An 18,969-nucleotide genomic window follows, 5' to 3' on the forward strand; every position below is an offset into this window, starting at 1 on the left:
ATGAAGATTAATTAAATTTCATCATAACAATAAGTAAATCAAGCTTGGTAGAGGTGCTCATTTAATTTGCTGCGCATTTCATCGGGTATAGGCTTGGATTTCTGCGTTTCATAACAAAAATAAACCATTATTGCCGTGCCAGATGCACACTTTTGATCCTGTTGCCAAATTTCTTGGTATACGTGAAAAGATGTATTACCCACTTTAGAAAGATAAGTCTTAACCTCAATATCTTCACCATAAAATAATTGGGCATGAAATTCTATTTCTGTTTTGGCCAAAATCAATGGCCATCTCTGCAAATCCAATTTTGGTGATAAGATTTTAAATATAGGATTTCTCGCTCCTTCGAACCAAATAGGAATAGCTGTGTTGCCAATATGACCGAGGGCATCAGTGTCACTAAATCGTGGGGTTATAATTTCTGAAAACATTCAAATACCTGCAATTGAATAAAATAATAGGCTAATTTTTAGATTTAATGCATAGTAGCGTTATTCCATTAGATTGTTAATAATTATTACCTATGACAGATTTTATCGAAGTATATGATAATATTTTAAGTAAAGAGTTTTGTGAAAAATTCATCACTCAATTCGACACTAGTCCACATAAAAACCAAGGTCGAACCGGTAGTGGTGTAGACTTAAGTAAAAAGCTTAGCGAAGATATCTATCTAAATGAACATCAAGAATTTCACCCTGCATTGCAAACTATTTTACAAGCCACAACACAATGCGTTACTGATTATGTAAGCAAGTACTTTTTCAGTTTAATAAGTGGTATCAGTCTTACTCTTAATCATCCTGTGACAGGTGTTCCAACACTTTTAACCGTTGATAATTTTGATGAGATTGGCAGACCACAAGCAATGAACCTAATGCGTTACTTATTTCGCTTGGCACCAGTAAATGCACAAAGATATCAACAAGGGAAAGGTAACTATGGCTACTGGCATTCAGAGATTTACCCTCAGCCAAACGGGAATGAGCCTTTACATCGTGTATTATTATTTTTAATTTACCTAAATGATGTCGAAGATGGTGGGGAAACAGATTTTTATTATCAAAACAAAAGTATAAAACCGAAAGCGGGTAGTATAGTAATCGCCCCCTGCGGATTCACCCATACGCATAGAGGGAATATTCCAAAATCATCGGACAAATACATATTAACTTCGTGGGTTTTATATAATCCGGCGGAAAAGATTTATACCGCATAAAGATAATTCATTTATGAAATATATCTTGATACTGGAAAGTATATTCAAAAATAACAATCGTTATACCTATTCCAATTGGTGTATTAGATTATTTCAAGCATTTAAAATAAGTAAGCGGTTTATAAAAATCGCTTCAATATTCTATCTATTTGGGTCAGCTTAATTTTTCTCAGTAACTCTCTTGGTTTATCAGGGTAATCATTTATCGATTGAATATTATCTATTGAAGTGACCCTAGTGGTATGCGCTAAAATTCCAGACAACTCTTGCAGCCATCTTTCTTTAAGTTGTTGGTTACGATCACACACTAGTAATCCATTTTCTAAGTCCAAGCTCCAAGCTCTTGGATTTAAATTACTACCGGTAAGAAGATGATAGGTATCATCAGCTACTACACCTTTTAAATGATAACTGTTCGATCCATCTAACCATAGATGCAAGTTTAATTGACCACTGTCAATATACTGCTGATTACGCTTTATAAAATTGCGTAAAAGCATTTCATAAATATAGGGAACTATACCAATAGTAGAGAACTTCTCTGGATCTGAAATATAAAAGTCATTAGCCCGTTTATCACCAACAACTATTGTAACTTCGACCCCCTTCTTAAGTGCTCGTCGTAAGTCACCACTAAGTAATTTTGGGAAATTAAAATACGGCGTAAACACAACTAAAGACTTACTGGCTATTTTAAAAATTTTACGGGCAGTTAAATTAAGTTGATTTCCACGCGCGCCTAAACCAACCATAGGAGCTATAAATAGATCTGTTTTAGCTGATGTTGTTCCTTCAACTTTATAGGGTGAACGTTTAATTGAAGACTTTAATTTATTGATTAATGGCCTAATTTGTTTTTTATCAGGCACCGTATTTTGATTTAATTTTGGTGCACAGCCAGTTTTAATAAAATTAGTTTTTAGGAAATTAACAAAGCTATCGGCAAGACTGTTATTCAAAAGTTTATGGTATCTGTCGCATCGGTATTTATTACCAACATTGAGATAAATATCGTTGATGCTTGCACCACTGAATAGCAACATATCGTCAAATATAAACCCTTTTAAATGCAACACCCCCAAGAATTCTCTACGCTTTACAGCTACGCCATAAATATCGATGCTATGCTCGTACTGCTCTGTTAGGTCTAAATATAACTGACGGTTACCAAGAGATTGTTTTTCACCAATTAATCCGCGTTGAGCTCGATGAAAATCGACAAAAACGCAGATATCAATTTCAGGATTTTTTTGCTTAGCTGCAAACAGTGCATGTAACACTTCTCTACCCGCTTCATCATCTTGTACATAGAGTGCGGTAATATAAATACGAGTTGTCGCTGTACTTATTAAATTTAATAACTCAGTTCGGTACTGATTAGCTGAGTTAATTATTTCAAAATCATCAGCATTAAAAGGGATAGTATCTTTAAGAGACAACTTGCTTTTGCGGGATAGGATCATCGAATTAGTTTATTTATTATATATATTTTGATTATAAACGGATTTGCGTAGATTGTAATAGTTACAAAGTAAAAATATGACTTAAGATAAGAAAATAACTGGTCATAGGCACGTTATGAATTGAGGAGGTTCCGCACAAAAACATTGCGGAATGATGGTGTATTTTTTTGAGATGCAAAAAGGGCCCCCTTGCGGATGCCCTTTTCATTTTCAATTAGGAGCCAGGCTGGAAAGTAAAAAAGCCCCTAGCGTTAGCTAGGGGCTTTCTTGAATTGGAAGCCTGGCGATGACCTACTCTCACATGGGAACTCCCACACTACCATCGGCGCAACTGCGTTTCACTTCTGAGTTCGGCATGGGATCAGGTGGTTCCACAGTGCTATTGTCGCCAGACAAAAAACGTTTCGCAAAAGAAGCTCTTTTGCTTGCTAGAAGTTTTCTGTCCTGAATTCATTTCAGGACCTACTGACACTTACCGAGCATCAGTCTTCTAACTAATTTGGAAAAAACAATATTAAACCGTACTTACTCTATTCTTTAATGCGTGATGTGTTTCCACATTTCTTTGTCAGACCATACAGCCTCAAACAAAACTGCTTGGGTGTTGTATGGTTAAGCCTCACGGGCAATTAGTATCAGTTAGCTCAATGCCTCACAGCACTTACACACCTGACCTATCAACGTTGTAGTCTCCAACGACCCTTTAGGGGACTTAAAGTCCCAGTGAGAACTCATCTCAAAGCCTGCTTCCCGCTTAGATGCTTTCAGCGGTTATCAGTTCCGAACATAGCTACCGGGCAATGCCACTGGCGTGACAACCCGAACACCAGAGGTTCGTCCACTCCGGTCCTCTCGTACTAGGAGCAGCCCTCTTCAATTCTCAAACGCCCACGGCAGATAGGGACCGAACTGTCTCACGACGTTCTAAACCCAGCTCGCGTACCACTTTAAATGGCGAACAGCCATACCCTTGGGACCGACTTCAGCCCCAGGATGTGATGAGCCGACATCGAGGTGCCAAACACCGCCGTCGATATGAACTCTTGGGCGGTATCAGCCTGTTATCCCCGGAGTACCTTTTATCCGTTGAGCGATGGCCCTTCCATACAGAACCACCGGATCACTATGACCTACTTTCGTACCTGCTCGACGTGTCTGTCTCGCAGTTAAGCTAGCTTATGCCATTGCACTAACCGTACGATGTCCGACCGTACTTAGCTAACCTTCGTGCTCCTCCGTTACTCTTTGGGAGGAGACCGCCCCAGTCAAACTACCCACCAGACAGTGTCCCCAAGCCCGATAAGGGCCCTAGGTTAGAACATCACGCATACAAGGGTGGTATTTCAAGATTGGCTCCACCACATCTAGCGACGCGGTTTCAATGCCTCCCACCTATCCTACACATGTAGGAGCAATGTTCACTGTCAAGCTATAGTAAAGGTTCACGGGGTCTTTCCGTCTAGCCGCGGGTATACGGCATCTTAACCGCAAATTCAATTTCACTGAGTCTCGGGTGGAGACAGTGTGGCCATGATTACGCCATTCGTGCAGGTCGGAACTTACCCGACAAGGAATTTCGCTACCTTAGGACCGTTATAGTTACGGCCGCCGTTTACCGGGGCTTCGATCATGAGCTTCGCAGAGCTAACCCAATCAATTAACCTTCCGGCACCGGGCAGGCGTCACACCGTATACGTCATCTTTCGATTTTGCACAGTGCTGTGTTTTTAATAAACAGTTCCAGCCACCTGGTTACTTCGACTCTCCTGTGCTTACTCCGCAAGGGATTCACACTAGAGAGCGTACCTTCTCCCGAAGTTACGGTACTATTTTGCCTAGTTCCTTCACCCGAGTTCTCTCAAGCGCCTTAGTATTCTCTACCTAACCACCTGTGTCGGTTTGGGGTACGGTTCCTATATATCTGAAGCTTAGAAGCTTTTCCTGGAAGTATGGCATCAACAACTTCAACTCCGTAGAGTCTCGTCTCGTATCTCAGTCTCAGTGAATCCGGATTTACCTAAACTCACAACCTACATACTTTCACATGGACAACCAGCGCCATGCTTGCTTAGCCTTCTCCGTCCCTCCTTCGCAATATATAGAAGTACAGAAATATTAATCTGTTTCCCATCGACTACGCGTTTCCGCCTCGCCTTAGGGGCCGACTTACCCTGCCCTGATTAACATGGGACAGGAAACCTTGGTCTTTCGGCGGGGGAGTTTTTCACTCCCCTTATCGTTACTCATGTCAGCATTCGCACTTCTGATACCTCCAGCAAACCTTACGATTCACCTTCAACGGCTTACAGAACGCTCCCCTACCACTTGAACCTAAGTTCAAATCCGCAGCTTCGGTGCATAGTTTAGCCCCGTTACATCTTCCGCGCAGACCGACTCGACTAGTGAGCTATTACGCTTTCTTTAAAGGATGGCTGCTTCTAAGCCAACCTCCTAGCTGTCTATGCCTTTCCACATCGTTTCCCACTTAACTATGACTTTGGGACCTTAGCTGGCGGTCTGGGTTGTTTCCCTTTCCACAACGGACGTTAGCACCCGTAGTGTGTCTCCCGCATATCACTCATTGGTATTCGGAGTTTGCAAAGGGTTGGTAAGTCGGGATGACCCCCTAGCCTTAACAGTGCTCTACCCCCAATGGTGTTCGTGCGAGGCTCTACCTAAATAGATTTCGGGGAGAACCAGCTATCTCCCGGCTTGATTAGCCTTTCACTCCGACCCACAAGTCATCACCGCATTTTTCAACATACGTGTGTTCGGTCCTCCAGTTGATGTTACTCAACCTTCAACCTGCCCATGGGTAGATCGCCGGGTTTCGGGTCTATGCCCTGCAACTAAACGCGCAGTTAACACTCGCTTTCGCTACGGCTCCCCTATTCGGTTAACCTTGCTACAGAACATAAGTCGCTGACCCATTATACAAAAGGTACGCAGGCACCGGACTAAATCCGGCTTCCACTGCTTGTACGTATGCGGTTTCAGGTTCTATTTCACTCCCCTCACAGGGGTTCTTTTCGCCTTTCCCTCACGGTACTGGTTCACTATCGGTCAGTTAGGAGTATTTAGCCTTGGAGGATGGTCCCCCCATATTCAGTCAAGATTTCTCGTGTCCCGACCTACTCGATTTCACTATTAGGTTGTTTTTGTGTACGGGGCTATCACCCTGTATCGCTGTCCTTTCCAGAACATTCCACTAACGCCCAAATAGCTTAAGGGCTGATTCGCGTTCGCTCGCCGCTACTAACGAAATCTCGGTTGATTTCTTTTCCTCGGGGTACTTAGATGTTTCAGTTCTCCCGGTTCGCCTCATAACGCTATGAATTCACGTTACGATACCCGCCTGATGACGGGTGGGTTTCCCCATTCGGACATCTGTGCCTATAACGCCTTTTATCGGCTTAACACAGCTTTTCGCAGATTAACACGTCCTTCATCGCCTCTAACTGCCAAGGCATCCACCACATACGCTTAGTCACTTAACCATACAACCCCAAAAAGTTTCCTTTAAGACTGTTCGGTGACTAAACCGAACTAAGTTGCAAGTCTGACATTTTCACGCATTCATAAGAATGTTGACATCCCAATTTAACTTAGGTGTCAAACTCACAAACAACTGTGAGCCTTGAGTAAGAACAACTAACAACACGATAAGAGTTGCTAGTTATAATGTTGAGTTGTTGTATAAAACAACTCAGTGATAAACAATAAATTGTTTATCGTGGTGATTTGCTGACGTTTATGATTGGAGGTCATAAACACAAATCACCGGGTTTAATATCAGCTTTCCAAATTGTTAAAGAAATAATCAATGCACGCACTCGGCATTAATTTGAGTTAAAAACTCAAAACTAAATATCTACTTCCTGAACTTGTTTCAGGTTCTATTTAGTTTTGAATTCTCAGTGGGCCAATGGAGATCCTGAAATAAATTCAGGAGACATTCTGCCTCACTCATTCTTCAATCGTTATCATGCGATTTGTGTGAACACTCGCAGAGCCTAAGCTCTCATTAAGTTGTCTACTTAAGGTAAGGAGGTGATCCAACCCCAGGTTCCCCTAGGGTTACCTTGTTACGACTTCACCCCAGTCATAAATCACAAAGTGGTAACCGTTCTCCCGAAGGTTAAACTAGCTACTTCTTTTGCAACCTACTCCCATGGTGTGACGGGCGGTGTGTACAAGGCCCGGGAACGTATTCACCGTGGCATTCTGATCCACGATTACTAGCGATTCCGACTTCACGGAGTCGAGTTGCAGACTCCGATCCGGACTACGACAGACTTTCTGGGATTCGCTCCACCTCGCGGTCTCGCTGCCCTCTGTATCTGCCATTGTAGCACGTGTGTAGCCCATCCCGTAAGGGCCATGATGACTTGACGTCGTCCCCACCTTCCTCCGGTTTATCACCGGCAGTCTCCTTAGAGTTCCCGACACTACTCGCTGGCAAATAAGGATAGGGGTTGCGCTCGTTGCGGGACTTAACCCAACATTTCACAACACGAGCTGACGACAGCCATGCAGCACCTGTCTCAGAGTTCCCGAAGGCACTAATCTATCTCTAGAAAATTCTCTGGATGTCAAGGGATGGTAAGGTTCTTCGCGTTGCATCGAATTAAACCACATGCTCCACCGCTTGTGCGGGCCCCCGTCAATTCATTTGAGTTTTAACCTTGCGGCCGTACTCCCCAGGCGGTCAACTTATCGCGTTAGCTGCGCTACCCACAGATCAAGTCTACAGACAGCTAGTTGACATCGTTTACGGCGTGGACTACCAGGGTATCTAATCCTGTTTGCTCCCCACGCTTTCGTGCCTCAGCGTCAGTATTTGTCCAGGTGGCCGCCTTCGCCACTGATGTTCCTTCCAATCTCTACGCATTTCACCGCTACACTGGAAATTCCACCACCCTCTACAATACTCTAGCTTGCCAGTTCAAAATGCAGTTCCAAGGTTGAGCCCTGGGCTTTCACATCTTGCTTAACAAACCGCCTACGCACGCTTTACGCCCAGTAATTCCGATTAACGCTCGCACCCTCCGTATTACCGCGGCTGCTGGCACGGAGTTAGCCGGTGCTTCTTCTGTTGCTAACGTCACAGCTAGCAGTTATTAACTACTAACCTTTCCTCACAACTGAAAGTGCTTTACAACCCGAAGGCCTTCTTCACACACGCGGCATGGCTGCATCAGGGTTCCCCCCATTGTGCAATATTCCCCACTGCTGCCTCCCGTAGGAGTCTGGGCCGTGTCTCAGTCCCAGTGTGGCTGATCATCCTCTCAAACCAGCTAGAGATCGTCGCCTTGGTAAGCCTTTACCTTACCAACTAGCTAATCTCACTTGGGCTAATCTATGAGCGAGAGGTCCGAAGATCCCCCCCTTTGGTCCGTAGACATTATGCGGTATTAGCAGTCGTTTCCAACTGTTGTCCCCCACTCAAAGGCATATTCCCAAGCATTACTCACCCGTCCGCCGCTCGACGCCGAAGTAGCAAGCTACTTCTCGTTTCCGCTCGACTTGCATGTGTTAAGCCTGCCGCCAGCGTTCAATCTGAGCCATGATCAAACTCTTCAATTAAAAAGTTGTTACATATGCATCGACAAGCGATGCTACTCAATGAATTCTGAATGTTTCGTATCAATCGAAGCGAATGATACTAAAACGTACTAATTAATCTTCATCGCTAAATAAAGAAAAATTAATTTGTTTGTGTGTTCATCATCATTAAGTGATTTCGATACCGAGGTATCTATGTTGTAAATCAATCTTAATGTGAGTGCCCACACAAATTGCATGATAACTAATTGTTAAAGAATCGTTCTATTCGAACGAAGAGCTAATCGCATTCGTTAGTCTCTTTGCTTCAAACCGGCTAGCAGCCTTGCTTGAAGTGGATGCGCATTATAAGCGCCCCAGTTTTAATGTCAACCAATTTTATGAATTATTTAAAAGTTTATTTTTAAACGTTTCATCGGTTGTTAAGACATCTAATAGATAACTTAACTTATTAAAACACTTCGTTGGGATGTCCCGAAGAAGTGAAGCGCATTTTAGACACTTTAAAAATAAGATCAAGCACTTTTTTGAAATTATTTGAATTAATTCTATATTGACTATTCTTTCTACAGCCTTCATGTAATAACGTTTAAAAGATAATCTATTCATTACAATTGATTACTTTCAGGCAGCTCACAAACAAAGATAAATATACCAACAAAATACATTTACAACTTAAAAAATACCGACAATTGTAGGTATAAAAACTATTTTAATAACCAAAAATTACAGTATTTATTTTATAACGTCCAAAACCTTTAATCTTATTCAAATTAATTATTTCATTTGGACTACTTTAATTCCTGTTTATTTTAGAATATTTGAGTAAATGTGATACTTTTTTATTAAGAAGAACATTTACATGAGGAGATTCACATCTCGCTGGTACTAGTGATGGGATGACATTGAACTATATTAATGTTTGAGCATTTAATGAGCGATTTTTTTATAAGCACTTTTTGAATTTACCAGCTCCCATCCTAGCTAGTGATCGTGTTGAATGACGTATATGGATATACAAATGTCGATAGGTTCATGGATGAACGTTTTGTATTGGTGACGGCGTATTTATTCAGAGTATATTTGAGTAAGCACAGTGTTTATTAACATACACCACGTAATCCTCGAAGAGCTCAAGCGATATCGAGGACCTCATTTGGCAGTAGCGTGCTTGAGTTTGATGCGCAAAGCTATGCCTGCAAAGAACAAGTCGAGTAAAATCCTCCATAGATTATCAAAGCTCTATACGCCGTTTTCGGTAACTGCCCCCTGCGTTAATCTATCTCCTGCATGCTTGCAGTCGTGCAACTGAATGAAGTGTGTTTTTTGATACATTGATATATGAGTCAAATGAGAACATACCACTTTCTGGGACGGTACCAAATTAGGTAGGTTCGGTAAGCCAGGACTGAAATAAATAAAAATACAGAAACAATAAAGCCTGCTCGAAAGCAGGCTTAAAGTATGATGGTGGAGGGAGGTGGATTCGAACCACCGAAGGCTGAGCCGTCAGATTTACAATCTGATCCCTTTGGCCACTCGGGAACCCCTCCAAGATATAACGTATAAACGTTAATCTAAATTGGAAGCCTGGCGATGACCTACTCTCACATGGGAACTCCCACACTACCATCGGCGCAACTGCGTTTCACTTCTGAGTTCGGCATGGGATCAGGTGGTTCCACAGTGCTATTGTCGCCAGACAAAAAACGTTTCGCAAAAGAAGCTCTTTTGCTTGCTAGAAGTTTTTTATCCTGAATTCATTTCAGGACCTACCGACGCTTACCGAGCATCAGTCTTCTAACTAATTTGGAAAAACAATATTAAACCGTACTTACTCTATTCTTTAATGCGTGATGTGTTTCCACATTTCTTTGTCAGACCATACAGCCTCAAACAAAACTGCTTGGGTGTTGTATGGTTAAGCCTCACGGGCAATTAGTATCAGTTAGCTCAATGCCTCACAGCACTTACACACCTGACCTATCAACGTTGTAGTCTCCAACGACCCTTTAGGGGACTTAAAGTCCCAGTGAGAACTCATCTCAAAGCCTGCTTCCCGCTTAGATGCTTTCAGCGGTTATCAGTTCCGAACATAGCTACCGGGCAATGCCACTGGCGTGACAACCCGAACACCAGAGGTTCGTCCACTCCGGTCCTCTCGTACTAGGAGCAGCCCTCTTCAATTCTCAAACGCCCACGGCAGATAGGGACCGAACTGTCTCACGACGTTCTAAACCCAGCTCGCGTACCACTTTAAATGGCGAACAGCCATACCCTTGGGACCGACTTCAGCCCCAGGATGTGATGAGCCGACATCGAGGTGCCAAACACCGCCGTCGATATGAACTCTTGGGCGGTATCAGCCTGTTATCCCCGGAGTACCTTTTATCCGTTGAGCGATGGCCCTTCCATACAGAACCACCGGATCACTATGACCTACTTTCGTACCTGCTCGACGTGTCTGTCTCGCAGTTAAGCTAGCTTATGCCATTGCACTAACCGTACGATGTCCGACCGTACTTAGCTAACCTTCGTGCTCCTCCGTTACTCTTTGGGAGGAGACCGCCCCAGTCAAACTACCCACCAGACAGTGTCCCCAAGCCCGATAAGGGCCCTAGGTTAGAACATCACGCATACAAGGGTGGTATTTCAAGATTGGCTCCACCACATCTAGCGACGCGGTTTCAATGCCTCCCACCTATCCTACACATGTAGGAGCAATGTTCACTGTCAAGCTATAGTAAAGGTTCACGGGGTCTTTCCGTCTAGCCGCGGGTATACGGCATCTTAACCGCAAATTCAATTTCACTGAGTCTCGGGTGGAGACAGTGTGGCCATGATTACGCCATTCGTGCAGGTCGGAACTTACCCGACAAGGAATTTCGCTACCTTAGGACCGTTATAGTTACGGCCGCCGTTTACCGGGGCTTCGATCATGAGCTTCGCAGAGCTAACCCAATCAATTAACCTTCCGGCACCGGGCAGGCGTCACACCGTATACGTCATCTTTCGATTTTGCACAGTGCTGTGTTTTTAATAAACAGTTCCAGCCACCTGGTTACTTCGACTCTCCTGTGCTTACTCCGCAAGGGATTCACACTAGAGAGCGTACCTTCTCCCGAAGTTACGGTACTATTTTGCCTAGTTCCTTCACCCGAGTTCTCTCAAGCGCCTTAGTATTCTCTACCTAACCACCTGTGTCGGTTTGGGGTACGGTTCCTATATATCTGAAGCTTAGAAGCTTTTCCTGGAAGTATGGCATCAACAACTTCAACTCCGTAGAGTCTCGTCTCGTATCTCAGTCTCAGTGAATCCGGATTTACCTAAACTCACAACCTACATACTTTCACATGGACAACCAGCGCCATGCTTGCTTAGCCTTCTCCGTCCCTCCTTCGCAATATATAGAAGTACAGAAATATTAATCTGTTTCCCATCGACTACGCGTTTCCGCCTCGCCTTAGGGGCCGACTTACCCTGCCCTGATTAACATGGGACAGGAAACCTTGGTCTTTCGGCGGGGGAGTTTTTCACTCCCCTTATCGTTACTCATGTCAGCATTCGCACTTCTGATACCTCCAGCAAACCTTACGATTCACCTTCAACGGCTTACAGAACGCTCCCCTACCACTTAATCCTAAGATTAAATCCGCAGCTTCGGTGCATAGTTTAGCCCCGTTACATCTTCCGCGCAGACCGACTCGACTAGTGAGCTATTACGCTTTCTTTAAAGGATGGCTGCTTCTAAGCCAACCTCCTAGCTGTCTATGCCTTTCCACATCGTTTCCCACTTAACTATGACTTTGGGACCTTAGCTGGCGGTCTGGGTTGTTTCCCTTTCCACAACGGACGTTAGCACCCGTAGTGTGTCTCCCGCATATCACTCATTGGTATTCGGAGTTTGCAAAGGGTTGGTAAGTCGGGATGACCCCCTAGCCTTAACAGTGCTCTACCCCCAATGGTGTTCGTGCGAGGCTCTACCTAAATAGATTTCGGGGAGAACCAGCTATCTCCCGGCTTGATTAGCCTTTCACTCCGACCCACAAGTCATCACCGCATTTTTCAACATACGTGTGTTCGGTCCTCCAGTTGATGTTACTCAACCTTCAACCTGCCCATGGGTAGATCGCCGGGTTTCGGGTCTATGCCCTGCAACTAAACGCGCAGTTAACACTCGCTTTCGCTACGGCTCCCCTATTCGGTTAACCTTGCTACAGAACATAAGTCGCTGACCCATTATACAAAAGGTACGCAGGCACCGGACTAAATCCGGCTTCCACTGCTTGTACGTATGCGGTTTCAGGTTCTATTTCACTCCCCTCACAGGGGTTCTTTTCGCCTTTCCCTCACGGTACTGGTTCACTATCGGTCAGTTAGGAGTATTTAGCCTTGGAGGATGGTCCCCCCATATTCAGTCAAGATTTCTCGTGTCCCGACCTACTCGATTTCACTATTAGGTTGTTTTTGTGTACGGGGCTATCACCCTGTATCGCTGTCCTTTCCAGAACATTCCACTAACGCCCAAATAGCTTAAGGGCTGATTCGCGTTCGCTCGCCGCTACTAACGAAATCTCGGTTGATTTCTTTTCCTCGGGGTACTTAGATGTTTCAGTTCTCCCGGTTCGCCTCATAATGCTATGTATTCACATTACGATACCCGCCTGATGACGGGTGGGTTTCCCCATTCGGACATCTGTGCCTATAACGCCTTTTATCGGCTTAACACAGCTTTTCGCAGATTAACACGTCCTTCATCGCCTCTAACTGCCAAGGCATCCACCACATACGCTTAGTCACTTAACCATACAACCCCAAAAAGTTTCCTTTAAGACTGTTCGGTGACTAAACCGAACTAAGTTGCAAGTCTGACATTTTCACGCATTCATAAGAATGTTGACATCTTCATGTCAAACCTAAACATTGCTGTTTAGGCCTTGAGTAAGAACAACTAACAACACGATAAGAGTTGCTAGTTATAATGTTGAGTTGTTGTATAAAACAACTCAGTGATAAACAATAAATTGTTTATCGTGGTGATTTGCTGACGTTTATGATTGGAGGTCATAAACACAAATCACCGGGTTTAATATCAGCTTTCCAAATTGTTAAAGAGTTAATCAACACACGCATTCGGTGAGGATTTTGGTAAAAAACCAAATTTAAATCATCAATCTGATGTCTTAAATTTGGTTTCTTTAATCGAAGAAGAGTAAATGGTGGAGCTAAGCAGGATCGAACTGCTGACCTCCTGCGTGCAAGGCAGGCGCTCTCCCAGCTGAGCTATAGCCCCATGATGTTACTCATGGTAATCAACGCTCTTAATCATATTAATTCAAATATAATTAATGCTTTTTCCAAGGCATTTTATGACGACGTTTAGTTCACCTAAACGAGTTATAAAATAACGCCGAAAAAACGTTAATTGGTAGGTCTGGGCAGACTTGAACTGCCGACCTCACCCTTATCAGGGGTGCGCTCTAACCAGCTGAGCTACAGACCTATCATGATGGGTCTGCAACTTAAGTAGTCACGACCTATACTTCTTCATCTTTCGTTATCATACAATTTGTGTGAACACTCGCAGAGCTTGCGCTCTCATTAAGTTGTCTACTTAAGGTAAGGAGGTGATCCAACCCCAGGTTCCCCTAGGGTTACCTTGTTACGACTTCACCCCAGTCATAAATCACAAAGTGGTAACCGTTCTCCCGAAGGTTAAACTAGCTACTTCTTTTGCAACCTACTCCCATGGTGTGACGGGCGGTGTGTACAAGGCCCGGGAACGTATTCACCGTGGCATTCTGATCCACGATTACTAGCGATTCCGACTTCACGGAGTCGAGTTGCAGACTCCGATCCGGACTACGACAGACTTTCTGGGATTCGCTCCACCTCGCGGTCTCGCTGCCCTCTGTATCTGCCATTGTAGCACGTGTGTAGCCCATCCCGTAAGGGCCATGATGACTTGACGTCGTCCCCACCTTCCTCCGGTTTATCACCGGCAGTCTCCTTAGAGTTCCCGACACTACTCGCTGGCAAATAAGGATAGGGGTTGCGCTCGTTGCGGGACTTAACCCAACATTTCACAACACGAGCTGACGACAGCCATGCAGCACCTGTCTCAGAGTTCCCGAAGGCACTAATCTATCTCTAGAAAATTCTCTGGATGTCAAGGGATGGTAAGGTTCTTCGCGTTGCATCGAATTAAACCACATGCTCCACCGCTTGTGCGGGCCCCCGTCAATTCATTTGAGTTTTAACCTTGCGGCCGTACTCCCCAGGCGGTCAACTTATCGCGTTAGCTGCGCTACCCACAGATCAAGTCTACAGACAGCTAGTTGACATCGTTTACGGCGTGGACTACCAGGGTATCTAATCCTGTTTGCTCCCCACGCTTTCGTGCCTCAGCGTCAGTATTTGTCCAGGTGGCCGCCTTCGCCACTGATGTTCCTTCCAATCTCTACGCATTTCACCGCTACACTGGAAATTCCACCACCCTCTACAATACTCTAGCTTGCCAGTTCAAAATGCAGTTCCAAGGTTGAGCCCTGGGCTTTCACATCTTGCTTAACAAACCGCCTACGCACGCTTTACGCCCAGTAATTCCGATTAACGCTCGCACCCTCCGTATTACCGCGGCTGCTGGCACGGAGTTAGCCGGTGCTTCTTCTGTTGCTAACGTCACAGCTAGCAGTTATTAACTACTAACCTTTCCTCACAACTGAAAGTGCTTTACAACCCGAAGGCCTTCTTCACACACGCGGCATGGCTGCATCAGGGTTCCCCCCATTGTGCAATATTCCCCACTGCTGCCTCCCGTAGGAGTCTGGGCCGTGTCTCAGTCCCAGTGTGGCTGATCATCCTCTCAAACCAGCTAGAGATCGTCGCCTTGGTAAGCCTTTACCTTACCAACTAGCTAATCTCACTTGGGCTAATCTATGAGCGAGAGGTCCGAAGATCCCCCCCTTTGGTCCGTAGACATTATGCGGTATTAGCAGTCGTTTCCAACTGTTGTCCCCCACTCAAAGGCATATTCCCAAGCATTACTCACCCGTCCGCCGCTCGACGCCGAAGTAGCAAGCTACTTCTCGTTTCCGCTCGACTTGCATGTGTTAAGCCTGCCGCCAGCGTTCAATCTGAGCCATGATCAAACTCTTCAATTAAAAAGTTGTTACATATCGACACGAAACAAGTTCGCGTCTACTCAATGAATTCTGAATATCTTGTTCTCACTTTTAAAAAAGTAAGTTCAAAACTGTTTCGTATCAATCGAAGCGAATGATACTAAAACGTACTAATTAATCTTCATCGCTAAATAAAGAAAAATTAATTTGTTTGTGTGTTCATCATCATTAAGTGATTTCGATACCGAAGTATCTATGTTGTAAATCAATCTTAATGTGAGTGCCCACACAAATTGCATGATAACTAATTGTTAAAGAATCGTTCTATTCGAACGAAGAGCTAATCGCATTCGTTAGTCTCTTTGCTCCAAACCGGCTAGCAGCCTTGCCTGAAGCAGATGCGCATTTTACGCACCTCAGTGTTGAAGTCAACAGTTAATTTCAATAATTTCGAATTTAATTGTTGTCGTTTGTAACTCGGTAATAACTACCTTCTTAACTACAAACTATCTACACTACTTGCCGTTGGTTGCTCTGCAGTAACGTTACCGTAACTTGGTGAGATTCCCTGTGGAAGTGGATGCGCATTTTAGGGATTTTTGCGCCGCCGTCAACACCTTTTTGCAATATTATTGAATTTAATTTCTGTACGCTCAATTAACGCACAACTATCAACGAAAAATTAAATTTTAGCTATGTTTTTTGGCTTTCGATCAAGCGTTTCATCTCGGCTCCCGTTTTTTCTACTTGTTTGCCCTTAATTTATTAGTTTTAGTGCTAATCTGCTGTAATTAACCTCTTTTTAACCATTCCCCATTGCAGTTTGTTAAAATCTAGTTAACATAGGTTTTGATTAGACAATTTTAGAACAACAATTAACAATAAAAATAATCAGGTATTAATCATGAAATCTCCACTTATCTTAACCTCAGCATTCGTTGCAACTGGCATTACTGTTATTGGCTACTTAATTTCTGAGTATGCTTCTTTAGGTGATCCTACATCTGTCGCAGTTGCTTTATTTATTGGCGCAATTCTTTGCCCAATGATCATCAAACTTATGTCTGGCACTGAGGGAGCTTCTGGTGAAGTGAAAACCCTTTATGTTGGCAATCTTCCTTATCGAGCTAATGAGTCTGCTGTTCGCAGTTTATTTTCTGAATATGGTTTAGTGCATTCAGTAAGACTTATGAAAGATAAGCAAACTGGTAAAAGAAGAGGCTTTGGCTTTGTTGAAATTGCCGCTGCCGATGCAGCTAGTGCTATTGACTCTTTAAATGATACTGAATTTCAGCAACGTACATTAAAGGTTCGTGAAGCAAAAGAAAGACCAGAGCCGAATCAAGATTAAATAAATTTTAGTACAGTTTATTATATAAAAAGGGGCTATTGAATTAACAATGGCCCCTTTTTTGATCTTCAGTTTTCTACTAGAGCATAGCTGAAGGCGAAATTAACTTTCCCGTGCAATAGCACGATAAGCAATGTCAGTTCTAAATTGAACATCTTGCCAGCTAATTTGATTTAGTAATTCATACGCTGCTTGTTGTGCGTCAGTTACTGTTTTTCCTAAAGCAGTGGCACATAGTACTCGTCCACCTGATGTCACAATATTACCGTCTTTTTCAGCTGTTCCTGCATGGAAGGTTTTCCGATCGGTTAATGTATTTAGTTCTAAGCCAGAAATAACATCACCTTTACCATATGAGCCAGGGTAACCACCTGCGGCCAATACAACACCAACAGCTGCACGAGGATCAAAATCAATTGTCGCTTTATCTAGTTCACCGTCACAAGCCTGCAAACATAACTCTACTAAATCTGATTGTAAACGCATCATAATAGGTTGTGTTTCAGGATCACCAAAGCGGCAGTTATATTCGATCACATTTGGAGTACCATCTGCAGCAATCATTAATCCTGCGTATAGAAATCCTGTATAAGGTGCACCTTCATTAGCCATACCTTCAACGGTAGGATTAATTACTTCATTCATGATCCTTTGATGAATATCAGCAGTTACTACTGGCGCGGGAGAATAAGCTCCCATACCACCGGTATTTGGGCCCTCATCATTATTGTAAGCACGCTTATGATCTTGACTGGTTGCCATTGCCAAAACGTTTTTACCATCAACCATAACGATGAAACTTGCTTCTTCACCTTCTAAAAATTCTTCAATCACAACACGGTGACCTGCATCACCAAAAGCATTACCGGCCAACATGTCCTTAATTGCATCTTCAGCCTCAACTAAGGTCATAGCAACAATAACGCCTTTACCAGCGGCAAGGCCATCAGCTTTAACAACAATAGGTGCGCCTTGTTGGCGTACGTAAGCAATTGCAGGTTCAATTTCAGTGAAGTTTTCATAGCTTCCAGATGGAATATTATTACGAGCTAAGAAATCTTTGGTGAAAGATTTAGAACCTTCAAGTTGTGCAGCTTTAGCGCTTGGGCCAAAAATAGTTAAACCTTCGGCTTGAAATGCATCAACAACACCATCAACTAAAGGTTGCTCTGGGCCTACAATTGTTAAAGTTACATTGTGCTCTTTGGCAAAAGTAATTAAGCCTTGAGTATCATCACTAGAAACCGCTATGTTTTCCAATTTAGATTCGGTAGCAGTGCCCGCATTACCAGGTGCTACAAATACTTTACTTACAGAGCTAGATTGTGCGGCTTTCCATGCAAGAGCATGTTCACGTCCACCGCTGCCAATTACTAAAACGTTCATTCATTTTTCCTAACTGAAATATAAAGCGGCTATTTTGCCGGCTTTACAAATTTTAATGTCATGCGATCACTTTCGCCAATGGCCAAGTATTTCGCTTTATCTTGTTCACCCAATCGTAATACAGGCGGTAATGTCCACACACCTTTAGCGTGATCAGCCGTATCTTTAGGGTTTGCGTTTATTTCACTGCTTGCTGCCAATTCAAAACCTGCAGCCGTTGCCAAATCAATGGTTAATTGTTGTGGGAAGTAACCACTTTTGCCATTTTTCTCTAAGCTTTGTGAGGTTGGCATCCTGTGTTCTACAACACCTAAAACACCACCTGGTTTTAACGCTTTGAAACTATCGGCAAAAATTTGCTTTACACCGTCAACTTTCCAATTATGCAAATTACGAAATGTAAGTACCATATCGGCACTTCCGGCAGGAGCAATATCACTCGCTACGCGTGGAGTAAAGTTGGTTAACTCGACCTCACTAAATACTTCATTTGTTGCTAACTTCGCTTCCAATTTACGACGAGACTTACTGTAATAGTTATCTTCACCAGTATCTGGGTAATGGGCACCATAAAGCTTACCAGTACCTTTTAAAGCCGGTGCTAAAATCTCGGTATACCAACCACCACCTGGTGCAATTTCAACAACTGTCATGGTAGATTTAAAACCAAAAAAGATTAGTGTTTCTTCGGGGTGACGATACATATCACGAGCTTTATTTTTATCACTGCGATGTTCGCCAGCGATTGCTTGCTCTAATTGAGTAGGTGCATGTGCATTAGCCGCTGTTGCAGCGAAAAGTGAAGTAGCTAGAATTGCTGTAGTGATTAAAGATTTCATATTTTTCATTATTATATCC

At 43.5% G+C, this 18,969-nt stretch carries 6 protein-coding genes, 3 tRNA genes and 6 rRNA genes; 2 read left to right on the forward strand and 13 right to left on the reverse strand.

Annotated elements, in window-relative coordinates; translation table 11 throughout:
• Positions 1 to 38: 38 nt before the first annotated feature.
• Entirely contained in the window at positions 39 to 434 is a 396-nt protein-coding gene (locus tag RI844_RS11370; RefSeq protein ID WP_348394796.1) for an acyl-CoA thioesterase, read from the reverse strand.
• Between the two features lie 92 nt (positions 435 to 526).
• Here RI844_RS11370 and RI844_RS11375 point away from each other — a divergent pair, with 92 nt between their 5' ends.
• Positions 527 to 1,222: a 2OG-Fe(II) oxygenase gene (locus tag RI844_RS11375; RefSeq protein ID WP_348394797.1), complete on the forward strand. Its 696-nt coding sequence runs from the start codon at positions 527 to 529 to the stop codon at positions 1,220 to 1,222.
• A gap of 119 nt (positions 1,223 to 1,341) precedes the next feature.
• Here RI844_RS11375 and pssA read toward each other — a convergent pair whose 3' ends face one another.
• From pssA to RI844_RS11425, 10 genes are all read right to left on the reverse strand, one after another.
• Positions 1,342 to 2,685: a CDP-diacylglycerol--serine O-phosphatidyltransferase gene (gene pssA, locus RI844_RS11380; protein WP_348394798.1), complete on the reverse strand. Its 1,344-nt coding sequence runs from the start codon at positions 2,683 to 2,685 to the stop codon at positions 1,342 to 1,344.
• A 278-nt stretch (positions 2,686 to 2,963) separates the two neighbouring features.
• Positions 2,964 to 3,078: ribosomal RNA gene (gene rrf / locus RI844_RS11385) — 5S ribosomal RNA — on the reverse strand.
• A 215-nt stretch (positions 3,079 to 3,293) separates the two neighbouring features.
• Positions 3,294 to 6,182: ribosomal RNA gene (locus tag RI844_RS11390) — 23S ribosomal RNA — on the reverse strand.
• Between the two features lie 546 nt (positions 6,183 to 6,728).
• Positions 6,729 to 8,271: ribosomal RNA gene (locus RI844_RS11395) — 16S ribosomal RNA — on the reverse strand.
• A gap of 1,447 nt (positions 8,272 to 9,718) precedes the next feature.
• A tRNA-Tyr gene (locus RI844_RS11400) sits at positions 9,719 to 9,803 on the reverse strand.
• Between the two features lie 35 nt (positions 9,804 to 9,838).
• Positions 9,839 to 9,953, reverse strand: a 5S ribosomal RNA gene (rrf, locus tag RI844_RS11405).
• A 214-nt stretch (positions 9,954 to 10,167) separates the two neighbouring features.
• Positions 10,168 to 13,056 (reverse strand): 23S ribosomal RNA (locus RI844_RS11410).
• 411 nt (positions 13,057 to 13,467) lie between these two features.
• Positions 13,468 to 13,543, reverse strand: a tRNA-Ala gene (locus RI844_RS11415).
• Between the two features lie 133 nt (positions 13,544 to 13,676).
• Positions 13,677 to 13,753: transfer RNA gene (locus RI844_RS11420), tRNA-Ile, on the reverse strand.
• A 117-nt stretch (positions 13,754 to 13,870) separates the two neighbouring features.
• Positions 13,871 to 15,413 (reverse strand): 16S ribosomal RNA (locus RI844_RS11425).
• Together the 16S, 23S and 5S rRNA genes with 3 tRNA genes alongside form the textbook arrangement of a ribosomal RNA operon.
• Before the next feature lie 865 nt (positions 15,414 to 16,278).
• On the opposite strand from RI844_RS11425, the gene RI844_RS11430 reads away from it, so the two are divergent.
• Positions 16,279 to 16,725 (forward strand): RNA recognition motif domain-containing protein, encoded by a 447-nt coding sequence (locus tag RI844_RS11430; RefSeq protein ID WP_348394799.1) that lies wholly within the window; start codon positions 16,279 to 16,281, stop codon positions 16,723 to 16,725.
• A 102-nt stretch (positions 16,726 to 16,827) separates the two neighbouring features.
• Here the strand turns inward: RI844_RS11430 and purD are convergent, their stop codons facing one another.
• The gene (purD, locus tag RI844_RS11435) at positions 16,828 to 18,111 is read right to left on the reverse strand and encodes a phosphoribosylamine--glycine ligase (protein ID WP_348394800.1); all 1,284 of its coding nucleotides are present in this window, start codon (positions 18,109 to 18,111) and stop codon (positions 16,828 to 16,830) included.
• A gap of 29 nt (positions 18,112 to 18,140) precedes the next feature.
• Positions 18,141 to 18,950: a class I SAM-dependent methyltransferase gene (locus RI844_RS11440; RefSeq protein WP_348398343.1), complete on the reverse strand. Its 810-nt coding sequence runs from the start codon at positions 18,948 to 18,950 to the stop codon at positions 18,141 to 18,143.
• Positions 18,951 to 18,969 lie beyond the last annotated feature (19 nt).

The sequence above is a fragment of the Thalassotalea fonticola genome, from assembly GCF_032911225.1.
GTDB classification, from domain to species: Bacteria; Pseudomonadota; Gammaproteobacteria; order Enterobacterales; family Alteromonadaceae; genus Thalassotalea_A; species Thalassotalea_A fonticola.

Excerpts from the sequence above, each read along its gene's own strand:
- RI844_RS11430 (WP_348394799.1), top strand. The coding sequence starts at position 16,279 with ATGAAATCTCCACTTATCTTAACCTCAGCATTCGTTGCAACTGGCATT.
- RI844_RS11370 (WP_348394796.1), bottom strand. The coding sequence starts at position 434 with ATGTTTTCAGAAATTATAACCCCACGATTTAGTGACACTGATGCCCTC.
- RI844_RS11375 (WP_348394797.1), top strand. The coding sequence starts at position 527 with ATGACAGATTTTATCGAAGTATATGATAATATTTTAAGTAAAGAGTTT.
- purD (WP_348394800.1), bottom strand. The coding sequence starts at position 18,111 with ATGAACGTTTTAGTAATTGGCAGCGGTGGACGTGAACATGCTCTTGCA.
- pssA (WP_348394798.1), bottom strand. The coding sequence starts at position 2,685 with ATGATCCTATCCCGCAAAAGCAAGTTGTCTCTTAAAGATACTATCCCT.
- RI844_RS11440 (WP_348398343.1), bottom strand. The coding sequence starts at position 18,950 with ATGAAATCTTTAATCACTACAGCAATTCTAGCTACTTCACTTTTCGCT.